We start from the raw sequence: 16,478 nt of genomic DNA, 5'->3' as shown, positions 1-16,478 counted from the left end.
TGCGCAATGGCACAGCCTTTTTTGCAAGAGATGGTTACGGCTAAAAGTTCTTTTTGGCTACGCCGTCTTCAATGGCTTGCATAGCTTTGGCTTCGCTAAGAATGGCGGCCATCTTATTGCCTTTACCATCATTACCATTAGCTATGTAGCCGCCCTTAGCAGTTTTCGAAATGACTGCATCCTGCATGGGTACATTTTTTTCCTTTGTTTTAAGGCAGTATGCCTTGATCATTTTTGATTCGTCCATAGTTATTAGTTGGGGGTTTGTAAATAAATTTTACACAAACTACAAAGTTTTTAATAGAATGAGCAATTTCAGCAAATTATTTCTATAAACGCGAATATTTTTTTGTCAATTACATTACGTATAAATGTTATTCATAACTCATAAACTGCAAAAAAGCCACTCTACCGGCAAAGTGGCTTTTTTGTTTATAATAAAATTATTTACAAATAATGCTGTTAGCTTATAAGCTCAGTTTAAACACTGGTGTATAGCCCCAATCGCCATTTGCCAGCGTATATTTTACCATATAATAAATGTCTGAAGCCCCGTTTTCATTAGCATCGCTGGTGCCATATACATTAGCCGAATAAGAATCTGCACCTATCTCCTGCTTATAAATGCTGCACAGGTTATTTGCTGATAGTCCTTTCAGTATTTCCAGCCTTACTATATTTTTTTCGTACAAAGTAGTAAATGCTACATCAATAGCCCTATTCGTTGGCTGCGCTTTAAAATTTACTATCGAAATACTATTGTCTTTGTAAGTGACAGCGGTATTAGCCGCAACAGTTTGATTTGTTGATGTTGGTGCTGTTAAAGACTGTTTGGTGCAGGCAACAAGCAACATAAGTAATAAAGCAGGTATAATTTTCTTCACGGAACACATTGTTAGTTGGTGATATACTGAATTCCTTTGCCATAAATATATCTAATAATATGCCATAGATTAAAAAAATTTAAATTATATTGATTATCAATACTTTTATCATTAAGTAAATTTTAATCCCTTTTATAAAATGGAAAAAACGGTTCCCCCAATAGGAAAAAACTCACACAGTTTTTGAGATGCTTTTTTTTATCTTCGCAACTTTATCATTATTAATTACAATGAAGCTGGAAAAAGCCGGCTTAGTTCACAATTTTTAAAACAAGATTAATGGATCAAACAGTTATCCCCATCATTATAGGATTGGTTGCTTTAGTTATCGGTATAGTTGCAGGTAAATTCATCTTTGCCAAAAACACAAAAAAACAAATACAAGACGCAGAGGCACAGGCGCAAACCATTATAAAAGAAGCAGAGTTAAGAGCCGAAACTATTAAAAAAGAAAAACAGTTAGAAGCCAAGGAGAAATTTGTACAGCTACAGGCAGAATACGACAAACAGGTATTGGAGCGAAACAAAAGAATTGGAGAAACAGAAAACCGCATTAAACAAAAAGAACAAACTATCAATGCGCGCGAAGCTTCGCTGGATAAGCAAATAAAAGAGAACGAAGCCATTAAGGAAACGCTCAACAAACAGATTGAGATTGTAAACACCAAACGAACCGAGCTGGAAAAGCACCAGGAAGAGCACATCCGCCGCCTGGAAAAAATTTCTGGACTTACTGCCGAAGAAGCTAAAAATCAATTAGTAGAAAGTCTGAAGCAGGAAGCCCACACACAAGCGTTGGTACTGCAGCAGGAAATAATAGAAGATGCGAAGCTGCGTGCTAACAAAGAAGCCCGCAAAATCATCATCCAGTCTATCCAGCGCACGGGCGCCGAGCAAACGATTGAAAATACGGTAACTGTTTTCAACCTTGAAAGCGATGAAATAAAAGGTCAGATTATAGGCCGCGAAGGGCGTAACATCCGCGCTATTGAAGCTGCTACCGGCGTTGACCTGATTGTAGATGATACCCCCGAAGCCATTGTACTTTCTTCTTTCGACCCATTGCGCCGCGAGGTTGCACGCCTCTCATTGCAACGCCTCATTGCCGATGGTCGCATCCATCCTGCACGTATTGAAGAAGTGGTAGAAAAAACCCGTCGCCAGTTAGAAGAACAGGTAGTGGAAATTGGTGAGCGTACCGTAATGGAACTGGGCATTCATGGTTTGCACAAGGAACTTATTCGTATTGTGGGCAAAATGCGTTTTCGTTCTTCTTACGGACAAAACCTGCTGATGCACAGCCGCGAAACAGCAAATTTATGTGGTATTATGGCGGCAGAATTAGGCTTAAATGCCAAGCTTGCTAAACGCGCTGGTTTACTGCACGATATAGGTAAAGTGCCCGATGAAGAAACCGAACTGAGCCACGCTTTATTAGGTGCTAAACTCGCGGAGAAGTATGGCGAAAACCCGGCAGTAGTAAATGCTATTGGTGCCCACCACGATGAAATGGAAATGCAGTATGTCATCTCTCCTATCATTCAGGCTTGCGATGCCATTAGCGGTGCACGCCCCGGTGCCCGGCGTGAGATTATGCAGCAGTACATTCAGCGTATCAAAGACCTCGAAAAGCTGGCTGCTTCTTACCCCGGTGTGGAAAAAGCGTATGCCATACAAGCTGGCCGTGAGCTGCGTGTGATTGTGGAAGCGGATAAAGTAAGCGATACCGACAGCGATAAACTTAGCTTTGAAATAGCGCAGAAGATACAAACCGAAATGACGTATCCGGGGCAAATAAAAGTAACCGTTATCCGCGAAAAAAGAGCGGTGAATGTAGCGAGGTAAGCCGCAAATCTTAAGATGTGAACGATGAGCTACGAGCATTAATACATATAATTTCAGGCAAGGCAAACCCGAAGGTTTGCCTTGCCTGCCTTTTGAAGGAAGCTGTTGGTTGAGTAAATAAAACGCAGGCCGCCCGTCATTCCGCAATTGCGACCAAAACGAATTTTTATTTATTTACAACTGTCGGGCGCTTTGTACGGAATCTATGAGTAGTGATATAATTCAATACCAATTTCTAAAATCATACCTTACCATAAAAGACAGCATTATAGCACAACATAACTCAACCCATAGATTCCGCACAAAGCGCCTGCAAGTTATTGATAGTAGTGGCTTCTTATTGGGCGTAATTGTGGAACAACGACGGCAGATTACCGTTTCTACTCTACCAATGTACTTATCAGATAAATCAGCGCATTCTATCAGTATCGTTTTTATCCAAATCTTAACCCATGTCATCCGTGTGCCATTATTCACCATTCACATAAAACCTTTTCTCACCTGCTTTTTTTGCAATAAGTTTGGCGTATGCTAAAACTTCTGGGCATATTATGGAATTCCTTCCGCATGGCGCTACAGGAACTAAGGGTGAATAAACTGCGTACTTTTTTGTCCTTATTCGGCATTACCATTGGTATTTTTTGCATTATTGGCGTGCTCGCCGCGGTGAATAGCCTCGAAAATAAAGTACAGAGCGATGTAAAAACACTTGGTTCCAATACCATTTACATAGACAAATGGCAGTACGGCGGTGGGCCCGATTATCCCTGGTGGAAGTATTACACGCGTCCAACACCCAAATATGATGAAGTAAAATTTATTAAAGAAAAATCTACGCTTGCTTCTTATGTAGCTTATTTCAATAGCAACAACGCCACACTGGTATTTGATAACAGCCAGTTGAGTAATGTAAGTGTGTATTGCATTACCGAAGACTTTAATAAAATTCAAACCTTTGGTATTGCGTATGGCCGCTACTTTAGTGAAACTGAATTTATGAGAGGCACTGCAGTATGCGTAATTGGTTATAAAAACGCAGAATTGCTGTTTGGCGAGGCGCAACAAGCCGTAGGCAAGACCATTTCGATGAATGGTAAGCACGTACAAATAGTAGGTGTGATAGAAAAGCAAGGCTCTTCACTGATAGGCAGCGGATTCGATTATGATCAGTGCCTGATGCTTACCTACCGGTACTTTGCCAGTGTATGGAATACAAATGACGAAAACAACGGTCAGCCATTCATTATGGTAAATGGGAAAACCAATGTGCCCACCAGCGCATTGATTGATGAACTACGCGGTATCATGCGCCAGCAGCGCAAGTTAAGTCCTACCACCGAAGACAATTTTGCACTCAACGACGTAAACAGTTTTAGTGAACAGGTTGGTTCTTTTTTTGGTTCGGTTAATATTGGCGGTTGGGTAATTGCCGGCTTGTCGCTGATAGTAGGTGGTTTTGGCGTAGCCAACATCATGTTTGTAACCGTACGTGAGCGTACCAGCCAGATAGGTCTTAAAAAAGCTATTGGCGCCAAAAGCCGTACGATATTGACCGAGTTTTTACTGGAAAGTGCTTTTCTCTGCATTTTGGGCGGCACTTTTGGACTGCTGCTTGTTTACATACTTACACTTATATTAAGTAGTGTATTGCCGTTCCCTATTTTTATTGCTCCACATATCATCCTCATTGCCTTTAGCGTATGCGTAGTACTGGGCGTTTTATCCGGCATTATCCCGGCACGTACAGCCGCCAAAATGAACCCGGTTGAAGCGATAAGGAGTAGGTAACAGATGTGAGTGGTGAATTGTCAGTTGTGAATAGCGAATGGTGAGTAAAATGTTTAAATTACTTCTTTAATTTTCACTTCTCACGTTCGATCTTTCAATTATTACCACTCACAATTTCATATTCTTCCTGCACCACAACCCGTAACTTCGCCCTTTTATTTATTCTTTAAAAAGAATACCATTTTGAGTATTACCATTCTTGCAATAGAGTCTTCGTGTGATGAAACGAGCGCCGCAGTGTGTGTGGATGGAAAAATATTATCCAACCATATTGCCGGGCAAAAAGTGCACGAGCAATACGGTGGCGTGGTGCCCGAGCTGGCAAGCCGCGCCCACATGCAAAACATAGTGCCGGTAGTAAATGTCGCACTATCAACTGCCCAAACGCAACTCGCTGCAGTTGATGCTATTGCCTTTACACAGGCACCTGGATTGATAGGCAGTTTGCTGGTAGGTACCCAGTTTGCCAAATCACTTTCATTGGCGCTCAATAAACCGCTGATAGCCGTGCATCACATGCAGGCGCATGTATTAGCCAACCTGATAGAAGCACCAGGACCAGAATTTCCATTTTTGTGCTTAACAGTAAGCGGCGGACATACGCAAATTGTGCTTGCCCGTGCACCAGACGATCTGGAGGTGATTGGCGCTACTATTGATGATGCTGCCGGTGAAGCTTTTGACAAAACAGCAAAACTCCTTCACCTGCCCTATCCCGGCGGACCGCTGATAGATAAATATGCAAAGCAGGGCGATGCTACGAGATTCAAATTTGCTGAGCCGCAAATTCCCGGACTTAACTTTAGCTTTAGTGGTTTAAAAACATCAGTATTGTATTTTTTGCAAAAAGAAATAGCGGCTAACCCGCAGTTTATTGAGCAGAACCTGGCAGATTTATGCGCATCGGTGCAGCACACGATTGTAAATGTTTTGATGAAAAAGCTACAAAAAGCAGTGCAACAAACAGGCATACACAATGTGTGTATTGCCGGCGGTGTGAGCGCAAACAGCAGCCTTCGCAATACTTTAACAGCTTACGGTAAGAAACATGACTGGAAGACGTTCATCCCTCCTTTTCAATATTGTACCGATAATGCAGGTATGATAGCTATTACTGCTTATTACAAATATCTCAAAAGTGATTTTGCTACTCTGGAAGTATCGCCGGCAGCAAGGGCGACCTGGTAAAAAGTTTTGGCACTTCAATTGCTTTATGGCTGAAAAAGTTACACATGAAAAGAATTATTTCAGCATTAAGTGTTTGTTTAATAGCCGTGCTCCTTTTTTCATGCTCGGCACACAAAGTGCAAGGCACTAACCTCAATGGCAGTTGGGTTTTGAACAATGTAAATATTGAAGGCGTGAACAATCCATCCGACTTTAAGATTACTGCCTTTGATGATGTAAATGCTAATTGCCTCGTAGGCAGCGTATGGTTTTTAACCCAAAGTGGCAACGCCACTTACACGGTACAACAAAGTGATAGTTGTGCGGGCGGTGCAAGACCTATTTTCTGGAGCCTGCGCGACGATAACGGCGTAAAATATTTCCAGTTTAAACACATTGACAACGGCGCCAAAGCACGCAAAGTAACCGAAGGCTACCGGCTGGAATTAACCAATGTTACCAATAGCGGTTTTACACTACGCGAGCCAACTCAGGTAGGCAACAACAATGCATACGTGGTATATAACTTTACTAAACAATAATAGAAAGATATAAGGAACAGGAAACAGGATAACATATTTTGCTAAACAAAAGCCGGGTACACAGTGTGCATCCGGTTTTTGTTTGCACATAGCGCGTGTAAATTTGTTGCGTTTTAAAAAATATCTTTGCACGTATGAAGCAACAGGTATTGTTTGATGACCTGGGAGTAAAGCCATACAAAGAAACATGGGATTACCAGGAAGTACTATTACAACAAAATATTGAAGCAAAAAGAAATGGTTTGCCTGCCACGCAGCGGTTGATTTTTGTAGAGCATCCACCCGTATATACGCTAGGTAAAAGCGGCAAGGAAGCACACCTGCTGATTGATGAGCAACAGCGTGCCGAAAAAGGAGTGGAATATTTTCACATTAACCGTGGCGGCGATATTACATTCCACGGTCCGGGGCAGTTAGTTGGCTATCCTATTTTAGACTTAGAAACTTTCAAACCAGATCTTGGCTGGTACCTGCGCAGCCTGGAAGAAGTGATTATTTTAACATTGGCCGACTACGGCATACAAGGCAGCCGCAGCAAAGGCGAAACCGGTGTATGGATAGAGCCGGATGTACCGGGGAAAGCGCGTAAAATATGTGCAATGGGCATACGTTGCAGCCGTTGGATAACGATGCATGGCTTTGCCCTGAACGTAAATACTAACCTTAATTTTTTTAACGATATTATTCCCTGCGGCATCGTCAACAAAAAAGTAACTTCATTACAGGAAGAGTTAGGACGGGAAGTAAGTTTGGAAGAAGTAAAGGAAAGAGTGAAGGCGCATTTTGAAGAAGTGTTTGAGGCGGAATTGATAACTATAGAATTGTCGGGCGTGAGCAGAATATAAAGTTTCACGTTCCTGCATACAACCCCTTTACACATGAAATGCAACAATAGCTTATATCTCATCTGTGTTTATCTGTGAGAAAACTCATCGCTTGTACTCTAAAACTCCTTTTGTATATAAAATTTATTACGCTCTTTCAGCTTTCCATCTTCGTATAAATCAAATACAAACCAACCGGCGTGTATAAAATTGGCTTTGTTTATTGTGAGGTCTGGTTCGGTGATGTGCTTCAAAAAAAATAACTGCGTTTTGCCATCGGCTTCATACACCTGCAGCGCATATTTTTTTTCTCTTGCCGCTGGCAGTCTTAAATTGAGCGCACCCGTACGGTCGGTAAATATGTACTGCGATGCCCGCCATTCACCGGCTTTGGGAATGTACGGATGAATAGCAACCAGGTTTTGCCCGGCAGGAAGCAAGCTATCTTTAGTATTGGTATAAATGGAATCTCTAAACTTAAGAAACAAATTGTACGGCAGTGTTGCAATAACGCTATCCTGCAACGAAACGGTTACACTATCAGAACTATTGATTTCCGTGTTTAAAGACGAATCCACATAGCCCGGCGCGATCTTTTTTACTTTGGTAAAAAAATAAGCATTGCTGCTAAGCATATAAAAAATGCGGTAATACACTTTGGAGCCTTCTACATAATTATCCAAAAAGCCATTTGCCGGCAGTTCGGGCGATGGCGTAGAGAAAATAGTACGGTAGCCACGCAGGCTGTCATACGAGCGCTGCACATTTATCTGTATCAAATCGGAACCATAAGGGTTCACCCAGCCTATGCGCACTTTGCCATTTCCTGCTTTTTGCACACTGAATTCCGGCAACGGCATCATTTGTTCCTGGGCAACTACACAACTAACGGAAAAAAAGAATAATAAAAATACAAGCGCAACTTTATACATTTCTTCTCCTGGATATTAAAAATGGAGCAAATATAACATTGCACGTTTTATTAAAAAGTCAAAGTACCGGCAGGTAGGGATAAATTTCCCTGCAAGCCGCCGGTATGCACCATCAGCACACGGCTGTTTTGTGGAATGATTTTTTGGCGAACCATCATTTCAGTTCCATATAATGCTTTGGCAGTATAAACAAAGTCGGTTGGTAGTTGATGTACTTTCCATACTTTATTCATATACTCCAATAAAGCTGCATTGTATTTGGCGTAGCCACCAAAATGATAATCGTGCGCAATAGAAAATCGCTGATGATTTGCTGATGATGGTAATAAGTTTTTTATTTCTGCTTCCAAAGAAAAATCACCTTTCAGCACACTAATGCCAATGATAATATGATGCGGTAAAGCAGAGGAAATTATACCTGCCAATGTAGTGCCGGTGCCCACTGCACAAGTGACATGCGTGTATTTTTCTACATGTGGTACCTGTTGCAAAATGAGTGCAGCCCCTGCAACACCTTTTTCGCCAGAGCCGCCTTCATTTATCCAATAAGCAGTTGGATATAAATATTGCAATGCTTCTTTTTGCTTATATTTTTCCCGGCTTACGAAATGCAGTTGCATACCATAAGCTTTTGCCTGCTGCAACGTATGCGAATAAATCGCTGGCTCCTCTCCTCTTATAATACCTATACTTTGTAATCCGGCAGCCTTGCATACATAAGCAGCCGCTGCAATATGGTTGGAATAAGCACCGCCAAAGGTTGCAATCGTATCAAAATTCTGAGCAATAGCTTCCTGCAAATAAAAGTGTAATTTATACCATTTATTGCCACTTACTACCGGGTGCACTTCATCCAGGCGCAATACATCGAGTTGCACTTCGTACTCCTTTAACCAAGGTGCGTGTAACGAATGTACACGTACCGCTTTATCATTCATCAACAGCATACACTAAAATATCTTGTCCCTTTTTATATATTCATTTAGCTTCGCAAAGTTTAATAAAACAACACTTATATGAATCCAACTTTAGTGATATTAGCAGCAGGCATGGCCAGTCGCTACGGAAGTATGAAACAAACACAATCTTTTGGACCTTCGGGCGAAACGATTATGGACTATTCTATTTACGATGCTATAGAAGCAGGTTTTAAAAAGGTAGTGTTTATTATCAGGGAAGATTTTGCAGACAACTTTAGAGCCATCTTTGAACCTAAACTGAAAGGCCGTATTGAAACAGATTATGTATATCAAAAGCTGGATGCTTTTCTCGGTAATCATACCGTACCGGCAGACAGAGTAAAACCCTGGGGTACGGGGCAAGCCGTGCTTTGCTGCAAAGGCACTGTGAATGAACCTTTTGCAGTAATTAATGCCGATGACTTTTATGGCAAAGATGCATTTGCAAAAGCTTACCAGTTTTTAACCACCAATGTAGCCGACAATAAATACGCCGTATTAGGTTACGAACTGGCCAATACCCTCAGCGAAAACGGCAGCGTAAGCCGCGGCGTTATCAGCACCAACAGCGATAACGAATTAACGGCTATTGACGAGCGCCTCAAAATCTTCCGCAAAGAAGACGGACAAATTGTGTACGAAGAAAACGGCGAGTTGCACCCGCTTGCCGATGATACCAAAGTAAGCATGAACTTTTTCTGCTTCGCACCCAACTTTATACAGCTTTGCGAGCAGTTGTTCCAGGAATTTTTGGATAAACAAATCAACGATCCGAAAGCCGAGTTTTTGATGCCTAAAGCTGCCGACCAGTTTATCAAAATGGGCAAAGGGCAAATAGAAGTAATACCTACAAGTGCCAAATGGTTTGGTGTGACCTACAAAGAAGACGCGCCGGTAGTAAAAGCCAGCATTGATGCGCTGATTGAACAAGGTGCATATCCGCAGAATTTATGGGCATAATATATATTTTATTAAAACGACAGCCGCACCGGTAGTCAGCAATAATTTGTATCCTTTTTATGCATGAGTAAAAAATGCCGCCGCTGTTGGTTGTTCTTCACCAACCGATATTATTGCTGGTGTGAAGAATACTGATTAAAGTGTTAGTAACAGGCTTTAGCTAAAGTAAATGCTCTGGCTAAAGCCTGTTGCTTAATCAAGCTATTTTGCCTACGATAATGTTTTGAATGGCTATAAACAAGCTGTAGCCTTACTCAGTACGGTTTTTGATAACTATGGTTTATATTTTAGCATAAAACATTGAAGTATAATATACAATACTTTATTGCCATTTTATTTTCAGGCAGAAAAGCGGGTGTTCGTATATTATCTTATTATTAATTTTCACGGGCTACTTCAATCCGTTTTCATATATCTCTCTACTTTTGCAAAAATTATAATATGGGAATCAATACGTTCGGAAAGCTATTCATGCCCAAAAACAAAATCTTCTATGAGTTGTTTGAAGAAGTGGCTACCACGGTACAGGATATGGGCTATCTGGTAAGACAAGTGGTGTACGAGCCCGAACGCAGCCGCCGCAGTGCACTTATTTCTCAACTCGAAGATATGGAGCACCGCAACGACGATACTACGCATAAGATATTTACCGAACTCAGCCGCAATTTTATCACACCTTTCGATCGCGAAGACATTCACTCACTCACCTCTGCATTAGATGATATTTGCGACTTTATTTTTGGTTCTGCAAAAAAAATTAATTTTTATAACGTAAACCCCGACGATACCGGCATCCGCAAAATGGCCGACTTGATTGCCGATGCAACCACCGAGATAAAAACCGCCGTGTATGGCTTGCGCGATATGAAAAACCTGCGCCGCATGACCGAGGCTATGGTAAAAGTAAACAGCATAGAAAACCAGGCAGACGACATATACGACCTCAACCTTGAACGCCTTTTTGAAAACGAAAATGATATGAAAACGTTCATTAAAAAAAGAGAAATCTATCAGGCGATGGAAATAGTAACCGATAAGTGCGAGGATGCCGCTAATGTAATTGAATCTATTATTGTAAAATACGCTTAGCACTATACTTCCATAACCTTTTATTGCACACAATGGCTTTATTAATTACTATCATTGTCCTGGCGCTCGTTTTCGACTATATCAATGGTTTTCACGATGCCGCCAACTCCATAGCTACTATTGTATCCACCAAGGTATTAACCCCTTTTCAGGCAGTGCTGTGGGCAGCCCTGTGGAACTTTGTAGCCTATTTCGTTTTTAAGGAACATAAAGTCGCCAATACAGTTGCCAATACGGTTTACCCCGAGTTTGTTGATTTATCCGTTATTCTGGCCGGATTGATAGCAGCCATTTGCTGGAATTTGTTTACCTGGTGGTTTGGCATTCCTTCCAGTTCTTCGCACACGCTGATCGGCGGCTTTATTGGCGCGGCTATAGCTAAAGTAGGTTCGTTTAGCGTAATTGTAATGCAAAACCTCACAAAGACCGTATTGTTTATTTTTCTCTCGCCATTAATAGGTATGATACTGGCTTTCATCATCACCCTTATTATTGTGTGGATTTGCCGCAAATCCAACCCCTACAAATCGGAGCGATGGTTTAAACGCCTGCAATTACTTTCTTCTGCCGCCTTTAGCCTTGGTCATGGCGGCAATGATGCTCAGAAAGTAATGGGGTTAATAACCGTAGCCATTATTTTTCACCAAAACAACGGCGTAGTGCCGGCTAATGTAGTGGAGCACATGCCTTTTTGGGTGCCGCTGACGTGCTATACTGCTATTGCATTGGGTACCATGAGCGGCGGCTGGAAAATAGTAAAAACCATGGGTACCCGCATTACCAAAGTTACGCCGCTGGAAGGCGTTGCTGCCGAATCAGCCGCTGCCTGTACCCTTATTCTTACCGAAGGACTAGGCATACCGGTAAGTACTACACATACCATCACTGGTTCTATTATTGGCGTAGGTGCTACCAAGCGCTTATCGGCAGTTCGCTGGGGCGTTACCATTAATCTTATATGGGCATGGGTACTCACCATCCCGGTAAGTGCATTGCTGGCTGCCGGACTTTACTTTTTGATTGAATTGTTTGTTTAAGGATAGAATAATATCCTTAACCCAATACCTTATTGATAAGTGTAATCGTTACATTTATTCATTCATAAAATCATAAGAAAAATACCCAAAGGGTGTTTTTCTTTTTTATAGAGTGAACTGCATTGCCGCTATTGAGCTGTTGGTGTAGCCTGTAGCGCCAAAAGCACCATCGCTCACTGCAACACCTGTACATGCCTGAACTTTTAAGCGAGTACGTGAATGAGACCGCAGAGACACTAATACGCATAGGGGGCACAAAGCAATCATTTTTTTCAACAATCTGGTTAATCAGAATTATCGCATAAAATACAGGTTCGGAACTTTGCGCCTTTGCAGTTAAAAACTTCTTTTCACAAAGTGAATACAATACTTACATTTTAAAATAAACATCTGCTCTTGTATATCCATTCCTAATAATGCATAAATAATGATTGCAGTAAAAACTAAATAAGCCTTTATATTTACACTCATACAGATTGCTTCAAAACCATTGCTTGCTTTTTATGACACATGGAATCTTAATTATCGGCAGTTCCAATACTGATATGGTTATCAAAACTGATCATTTGCCCGTACCGGGCGAAACAATATTAGGTGGTACTTTTTTTATGACCCCTGGTGGCAAAGGTGCCAATCAGGCTGTAGCCGCCGCAAGGCTTGGTGGCACAGTTACGCTTATTTGCAAGGTGGGCAAGGATATGTTTGGCAACGAAGCTAAGGCACTATTCAAGCAGGAAGGTATTAACATTTCCCACCTGCTTACAGATGCCACACTTCCATCGGGTATTGCACTCATCATCGTAGATAAAAAAGCAGAGAATTGTATTGCTGTTGCTTCCGGTGCTAATGCGGCACTTATGTGGGATGATCTGCAAAATATAGATGCATTGATGGAGGCTGCAACACTAATTTTAATACAGTTGGAAATACCATTAGCAACCGTGCATTATATCGTTACAAAAGCATTCAGTAAAGGCATTCCTGTAATGCTCAATCCTGCACCAGCATGTGCATTATCAGACGAATTGTTGCAATGTATTTCCATCATTACTCCCAACGAAACCGAGGCGGAAATACTAACCGGCATTAAAGTAACTGATGTAACATCGGCTCAGCAAGCTGCCAATATGTTGTACAGCAAAGGTATTCCAACCGTAATAATTACGATGGGTAGTAATGGCGCTTTAGTACTGCACGACGGCATATTCCATCATGTGCCGGCCATAGCTGTACAGGCAGTAGATACTACTGCAGCCGGTGATGTATTTAACGGTGCATTGGCAGTAGCATTATCGCATGGCAAAGCTGTGCACGAAGCAGCCGCTTTCGCCTGCAAGGCAGCTTCTATTTCCGTTACGCGGTTAGGCGCGCAGGCATCAGCACCTTATATTCACGAAGTAGAAAATTTGTAATATCACTTAATACTACTCATTGATGAAATACACATGTACAATTTTATTTGTATTGATAAGCAGTACAATCATTTTCGCTCAGCAAACAGTCACTATCAGCAACGATGTATTGAAAGATAAAATAAAAGGCGGCTGGGCAGGACAAACCATTGGCGTTACATTTGGCGGACCGTATGAGTTCCGATACAATGGCACTTTTATACAGGATTATCAGCCCTTGCACTGGAGCGCCTCGTATGTGAAAAATAACATGCTCAACAACGCTGGCTTGTACGATGATTTATACATGGACCTCACGTTTGTAGATGTATTTGAAAAGTATGGACTGAATGCGCCGGTAGATTCATTTGCCAATGCGTTTGCGAATGCAGGCTACATGTTGTGGCATGCCAATCAGGCTGCACGGTACAACATTTTAAACGGCATCAAAGCACCACAATCGGGCTATTGGATGAATAACCCACATGCCGATGATATAGACTACCAGATAGAATCGGATTACGCTGGTTTAATGAGTCCGGCAATGCCGAACACCGCCTCGGAAATAAGCGATAAAATAGGACACATCATGAACTATGGCGATGGCTGGTATGGTGGTGTATTTATTGGCGCTATGTATTCGCTCTCTTTTACTTCATCCGATATTCCATACATTGTAAAAACAGCGTTGAAAACAATCCCGGAGCAAAGCACTTTTTACCAGTGCATCAAGGATGTAATACAATGGCATGAACAGTATCCTGATGACTGGCACCGCACCTGGTACGAATTGCAAAATAAATGGTCAAATGACATGGGGTGTGCCGAAGGCGTATTTGCACCATTTGATATTGATGCAAAAATCAATTCGGCGTATGTGGTTACGGGATTGTTGTATGGCAATGGCGATTTTACCAAAACACTCGATATAGCTACACGCTGCGGACAAGATGCGGACTGTAATCCCTCTTCGGCTGGCGGTGTATTAGGCACTATTTTGGGCTACAATAAAATACCAGACCTCTGGAAGCAAAGCCTGAAAGATGCGGAAGACATTAACTTTAAATATACCACTATTTCGCTGAATAAAGTATATGATATTGGCTATAAACATGCAGTGCAAAATATACTCGCACACGGCGGTAAACAACAGGGTGATAATGTAATAATTGTTGCGCAGCAACCAACGCCTGTAAAGCTGGAGCAAAGTTTTCCCGATATGTACCCGGCAGATAAAATTGCGTTGAATACAGCGATCGTTGAAACGACTTTTACCTTTACCGGAACTGGTTTTATTGTAAGTGGTGCAGCCCAAAAAAAGAGTGATAATAAGCCCGATACTATAATAGAAGCAGAACTGTATGTTGATGGCAAAAAGGTAGAAACTACCAGGTTGCCTACTGCTTTTACTACCCGTCGTTATGAGTTGTTTTGGCATTACGGCTTGACCAATGCAAAGCATACCGTAACTATGAAAGTGCTGAATCCTAATCCGGATTATTCATTATGGGCGAGCCACTATATTTATTACACTGATAAGCCATTAAGTGTAAAGCAAACACTTATTACTTTTTAAGCTTTATATCAAACCGCTACTGCCATGTTTATTGTTAACGATTATTCGCTTGCCGTTGTTTTTTGCTTTATTACCATGCTTTGCTGGGGCTCGTGGGGCAACACCCAAAAGCTCGCCGGAAAAACCTGGCGCTTCGAACTATTTTACTGGGATTATGTAATAGGCATTTTACTGTTCTCCATTGTTTCTGCTTTCACACTTGGCAGCAATGGAGCGCAAGGCCGAAGTTTTATCACTGATTTGCAGCAGGCAGATAGCAGCAATTTGTGGAGTGCATTTATAGGCGGCGTTATTTTTAATGCAGCGAACATTTTATTTTCTGCGGCCATTGCAATTGCCGGCATGTCGGTAGCTTTTCCGGTGGCAATAGGGCTGGCACTGGTGCTGGGTGTTATCGTTAATTATGTTGCTGCGCAAAAAGGTGATGCTACACTCCTGTTTGCAGGTATCGCATTAGTTGCTATTGCTATTATTTTGAATGCGGTTGCTTACCGGCGTAAAAGCGTTAGTGAAAAAACCGTTTCCGGCAAAGGCATTGTCATTTCGCTGATAGCAGGCATACTCATGTCGTTCTTTTACCGCTTTATTGCTGCGAGTATGGACCTGGAAAATTTTCAATCGCCTGCACCGGGAAAGATGACTCCCTACACGGCGGTATTCATATTTTCGGTTGGTATTTTCATATCCAATTTTATATTCAATACTATCCTTATCAAAAGACCTTTTATGGGCGAACCTACAAGCTATGCTGCTTATTTCAAAGGCAAATTCAACACGCATTTAACCGGCATTTTAGGTGGCTTAATCTGGGGGCTGGGCAACTCGCTCAACCTGATTGCAGCCGGCAAAGCAGGACCTGCCATTTCGTATGGATTAGGGCAGGGTGCCACCTTAATTGCAGCGTTGTGGGGTGTATTTATATGGAAAGAATTTAGCAATGCGCCTAAAGGCATAAATGCATTGCTTACAGCCATGTTTATATTTTTTATTGCAGGACTTTTTTTGATTATTTATGCAGGGCGGTAAGGATTGAATAGTTAATATGCTATTATTTTGCGGGTGGATGTTTCTAAAGGGGAAGTTGCTATCATTGCATGATACAACTCTCCGTAAAGTACATTTTTTGTTAGAAGACAAGAGCGTTGATGAATATAAAAAGTATAGGTCGGTGTCTATTTACATAGACTATACGCGCTGCTGCCTTAGTTACTGCTCTTACCTAAAAAGGTACAAAAAGACGAAGGATGGACGTAAGATGACCGCAGGAATATGGACTAATCTATAGCTTTACTATTACTATGCTATGGACTATGCTAAGCTTTAACATCCGAATCGCTGTACAGTGACTCGTCCTAAAATAGCTATACAGATTATTAAATAAATCCTGATTCGGTTATACAAATATAATTTTTAGTCCTGTAATTGCTATACAGTTGCTTTTTGATGGCTATAAGTTCGGTTATAATTTTTCCATTTCTTATTCA

The 16,478-nt window shown here is 41.6% G+C and carries 15 protein-coding genes; 11 read left to right on the top strand and 4 right to left on the bottom strand.

Going from position 1 to position 16,478, the window contains the following annotated elements; all coding sequences use genetic code 11:
• Window positions 1-40 precede the first annotated feature (40 nt).
• Window positions 41-247, bottom strand: a complete 207-nt coding sequence (locus FC093_RS19620) for a hypothetical protein (RefSeq protein WP_137263516.1) — start codon at window positions 245-247, stop codon at window positions 41-43.
• Window positions 248-467: 220 nt separating this feature from the next.
• Window positions 468-884, bottom strand: coding sequence for a hypothetical protein (locus FC093_RS19615; RefSeq protein ID WP_137263515.1), 417 nt, complete (start codon window positions 882-884; stop codon window positions 468-470).
• A 279-nt stretch (window positions 885-1,163) separates the two neighbouring features.
• Between FC093_RS19615 and rny the strand changes: the two genes are divergently transcribed.
• The 5 genes from rny to lipB all read left to right on the top strand — a co-directional run bounded on the left by rny (window position 1,164) and on the right by lipB (window position 7,071).
• On the top strand, window positions 1,164-2,729 hold the full coding sequence (gene rny, locus FC093_RS19610; protein WP_137263514.1) for a ribonuclease Y: 1,566 nt from the start codon (window positions 1,164-1,166) through the stop codon (window positions 2,727-2,729).
• A gap of 528 nt (window positions 2,730-3,257) precedes the next feature.
• Window positions 3,258-4,517 carry an ABC transporter permease gene (locus tag FC093_RS19605; RefSeq protein WP_137263513.1) on the top strand — a complete coding sequence of 420 codons (1,260 nt, stop codon included), beginning with the start codon at window positions 3,258-3,260 and terminating at the stop codon, window positions 4,515-4,517.
• Between the two features lie 183 nt (window positions 4,518-4,700).
• Entirely contained in the window at window positions 4,701-5,705 is a 1,005-nt protein-coding gene (gene tsaD / locus FC093_RS19600; RefSeq protein WP_206106637.1) for a tRNA (adenosine(37)-N6)-threonylcarbamoyltransferase complex transferase subunit TsaD, read from the top strand.
• Between the two features lie 44 nt (window positions 5,706-5,749).
• Complete coding sequence (locus tag FC093_RS19595) at window positions 5,750-6,226, top strand: hypothetical protein (RefSeq protein ID WP_137263511.1); 477 nt, start codon at window positions 5,750-5,752, stop codon at window positions 6,224-6,226.
• 134 nt (window positions 6,227-6,360) lie between these two features.
• Window positions 6,361-7,071 (top strand): lipoyl(octanoyl) transferase LipB, encoded by a 711-nt coding sequence (gene lipB, locus FC093_RS19590; RefSeq protein ID WP_137263510.1) that lies wholly within the window; start codon window positions 6,361-6,363, stop codon window positions 7,069-7,071.
• Window positions 7,072-7,169: 98 nt separating this feature from the next.
• On the opposite strand, the gene FC093_RS19585 is transcribed toward lipB, so the two are convergent.
• Both FC093_RS19585 and FC093_RS19580 read right to left on the bottom strand, forming a co-directional pair.
• On the bottom strand, window positions 7,170-7,982 hold the full coding sequence (locus tag FC093_RS19585; RefSeq protein ID WP_137263509.1) for a hypothetical protein: 813 nt from the start codon (window positions 7,980-7,982) through the stop codon (window positions 7,170-7,172).
• 50 nt (window positions 7,983-8,032) lie between these two features.
• Window positions 8,033-8,929, bottom strand: coding sequence for a 1-aminocyclopropane-1-carboxylate deaminase/D-cysteine desulfhydrase (locus FC093_RS19580; protein ID WP_137263508.1), 897 nt, complete (start codon window positions 8,927-8,929; stop codon window positions 8,033-8,035).
• Between the two features lie 69 nt (window positions 8,930-8,998).
• On the opposite strand from FC093_RS19580, the gene FC093_RS19575 reads away from it, so the two are divergent.
• The 6 genes from FC093_RS19575 (at window position 8,999) to FC093_RS19550 (ending at window position 16,020) form a co-directional block, all read left to right on the top strand.
• Window positions 8,999-9,901, top strand: coding sequence for a nucleotidyltransferase family protein (locus FC093_RS19575; RefSeq protein ID WP_137263507.1), 903 nt, complete (start codon window positions 8,999-9,001; stop codon window positions 9,899-9,901).
• A gap of 441 nt (window positions 9,902-10,342) precedes the next feature.
• Window positions 10,343-10,990: a DUF47 domain-containing protein gene (locus FC093_RS19570; protein WP_137263506.1), complete on the top strand. Its 648-nt coding sequence runs from the start codon at window positions 10,343-10,345 to the stop codon at window positions 10,988-10,990.
• A gap of 32 nt (window positions 10,991-11,022) precedes the next feature.
• Complete coding sequence (locus FC093_RS19565; protein WP_137263505.1) at window positions 11,023-12,027, top strand: inorganic phosphate transporter; 1,005 nt, start codon at window positions 11,023-11,025, stop codon at window positions 12,025-12,027.
• A 503-nt stretch (window positions 12,028-12,530) separates the two neighbouring features.
• Window positions 12,531-13,439, top strand: a complete 909-nt coding sequence (rbsK, locus tag FC093_RS19560) for a ribokinase (protein ID WP_137263504.1) — start codon at window positions 12,531-12,533, stop codon at window positions 13,437-13,439.
• 22 nt (window positions 13,440-13,461) lie between these two features.
• Entirely contained in the window at window positions 13,462-14,994 is a 1,533-nt protein-coding gene (locus tag FC093_RS19555; protein WP_137263503.1) for an ADP-ribosylglycohydrolase family protein, read from the top strand.
• Window positions 14,995-15,018: 24 nt separating this feature from the next.
• Window positions 15,019-16,020, top strand: a complete 1,002-nt coding sequence (locus FC093_RS19550; protein WP_137263502.1) for a GRP family sugar transporter — start codon at window positions 15,019-15,021, stop codon at window positions 16,018-16,020.
• Window positions 16,021-16,478 lie beyond the last annotated feature (458 nt).

Source organism: Ilyomonas limi, assembly GCF_005233845.1.
GTDB lineage: Bacteria > Bacteroidota > Bacteroidia > Chitinophagales > Chitinophagaceae > Ilyomonas > Ilyomonas limi.
The sequence above is the reverse complement of the archived record's forward strand: the minus strand, read 5'-3'. Positions and strand labels throughout refer to the sequence as shown.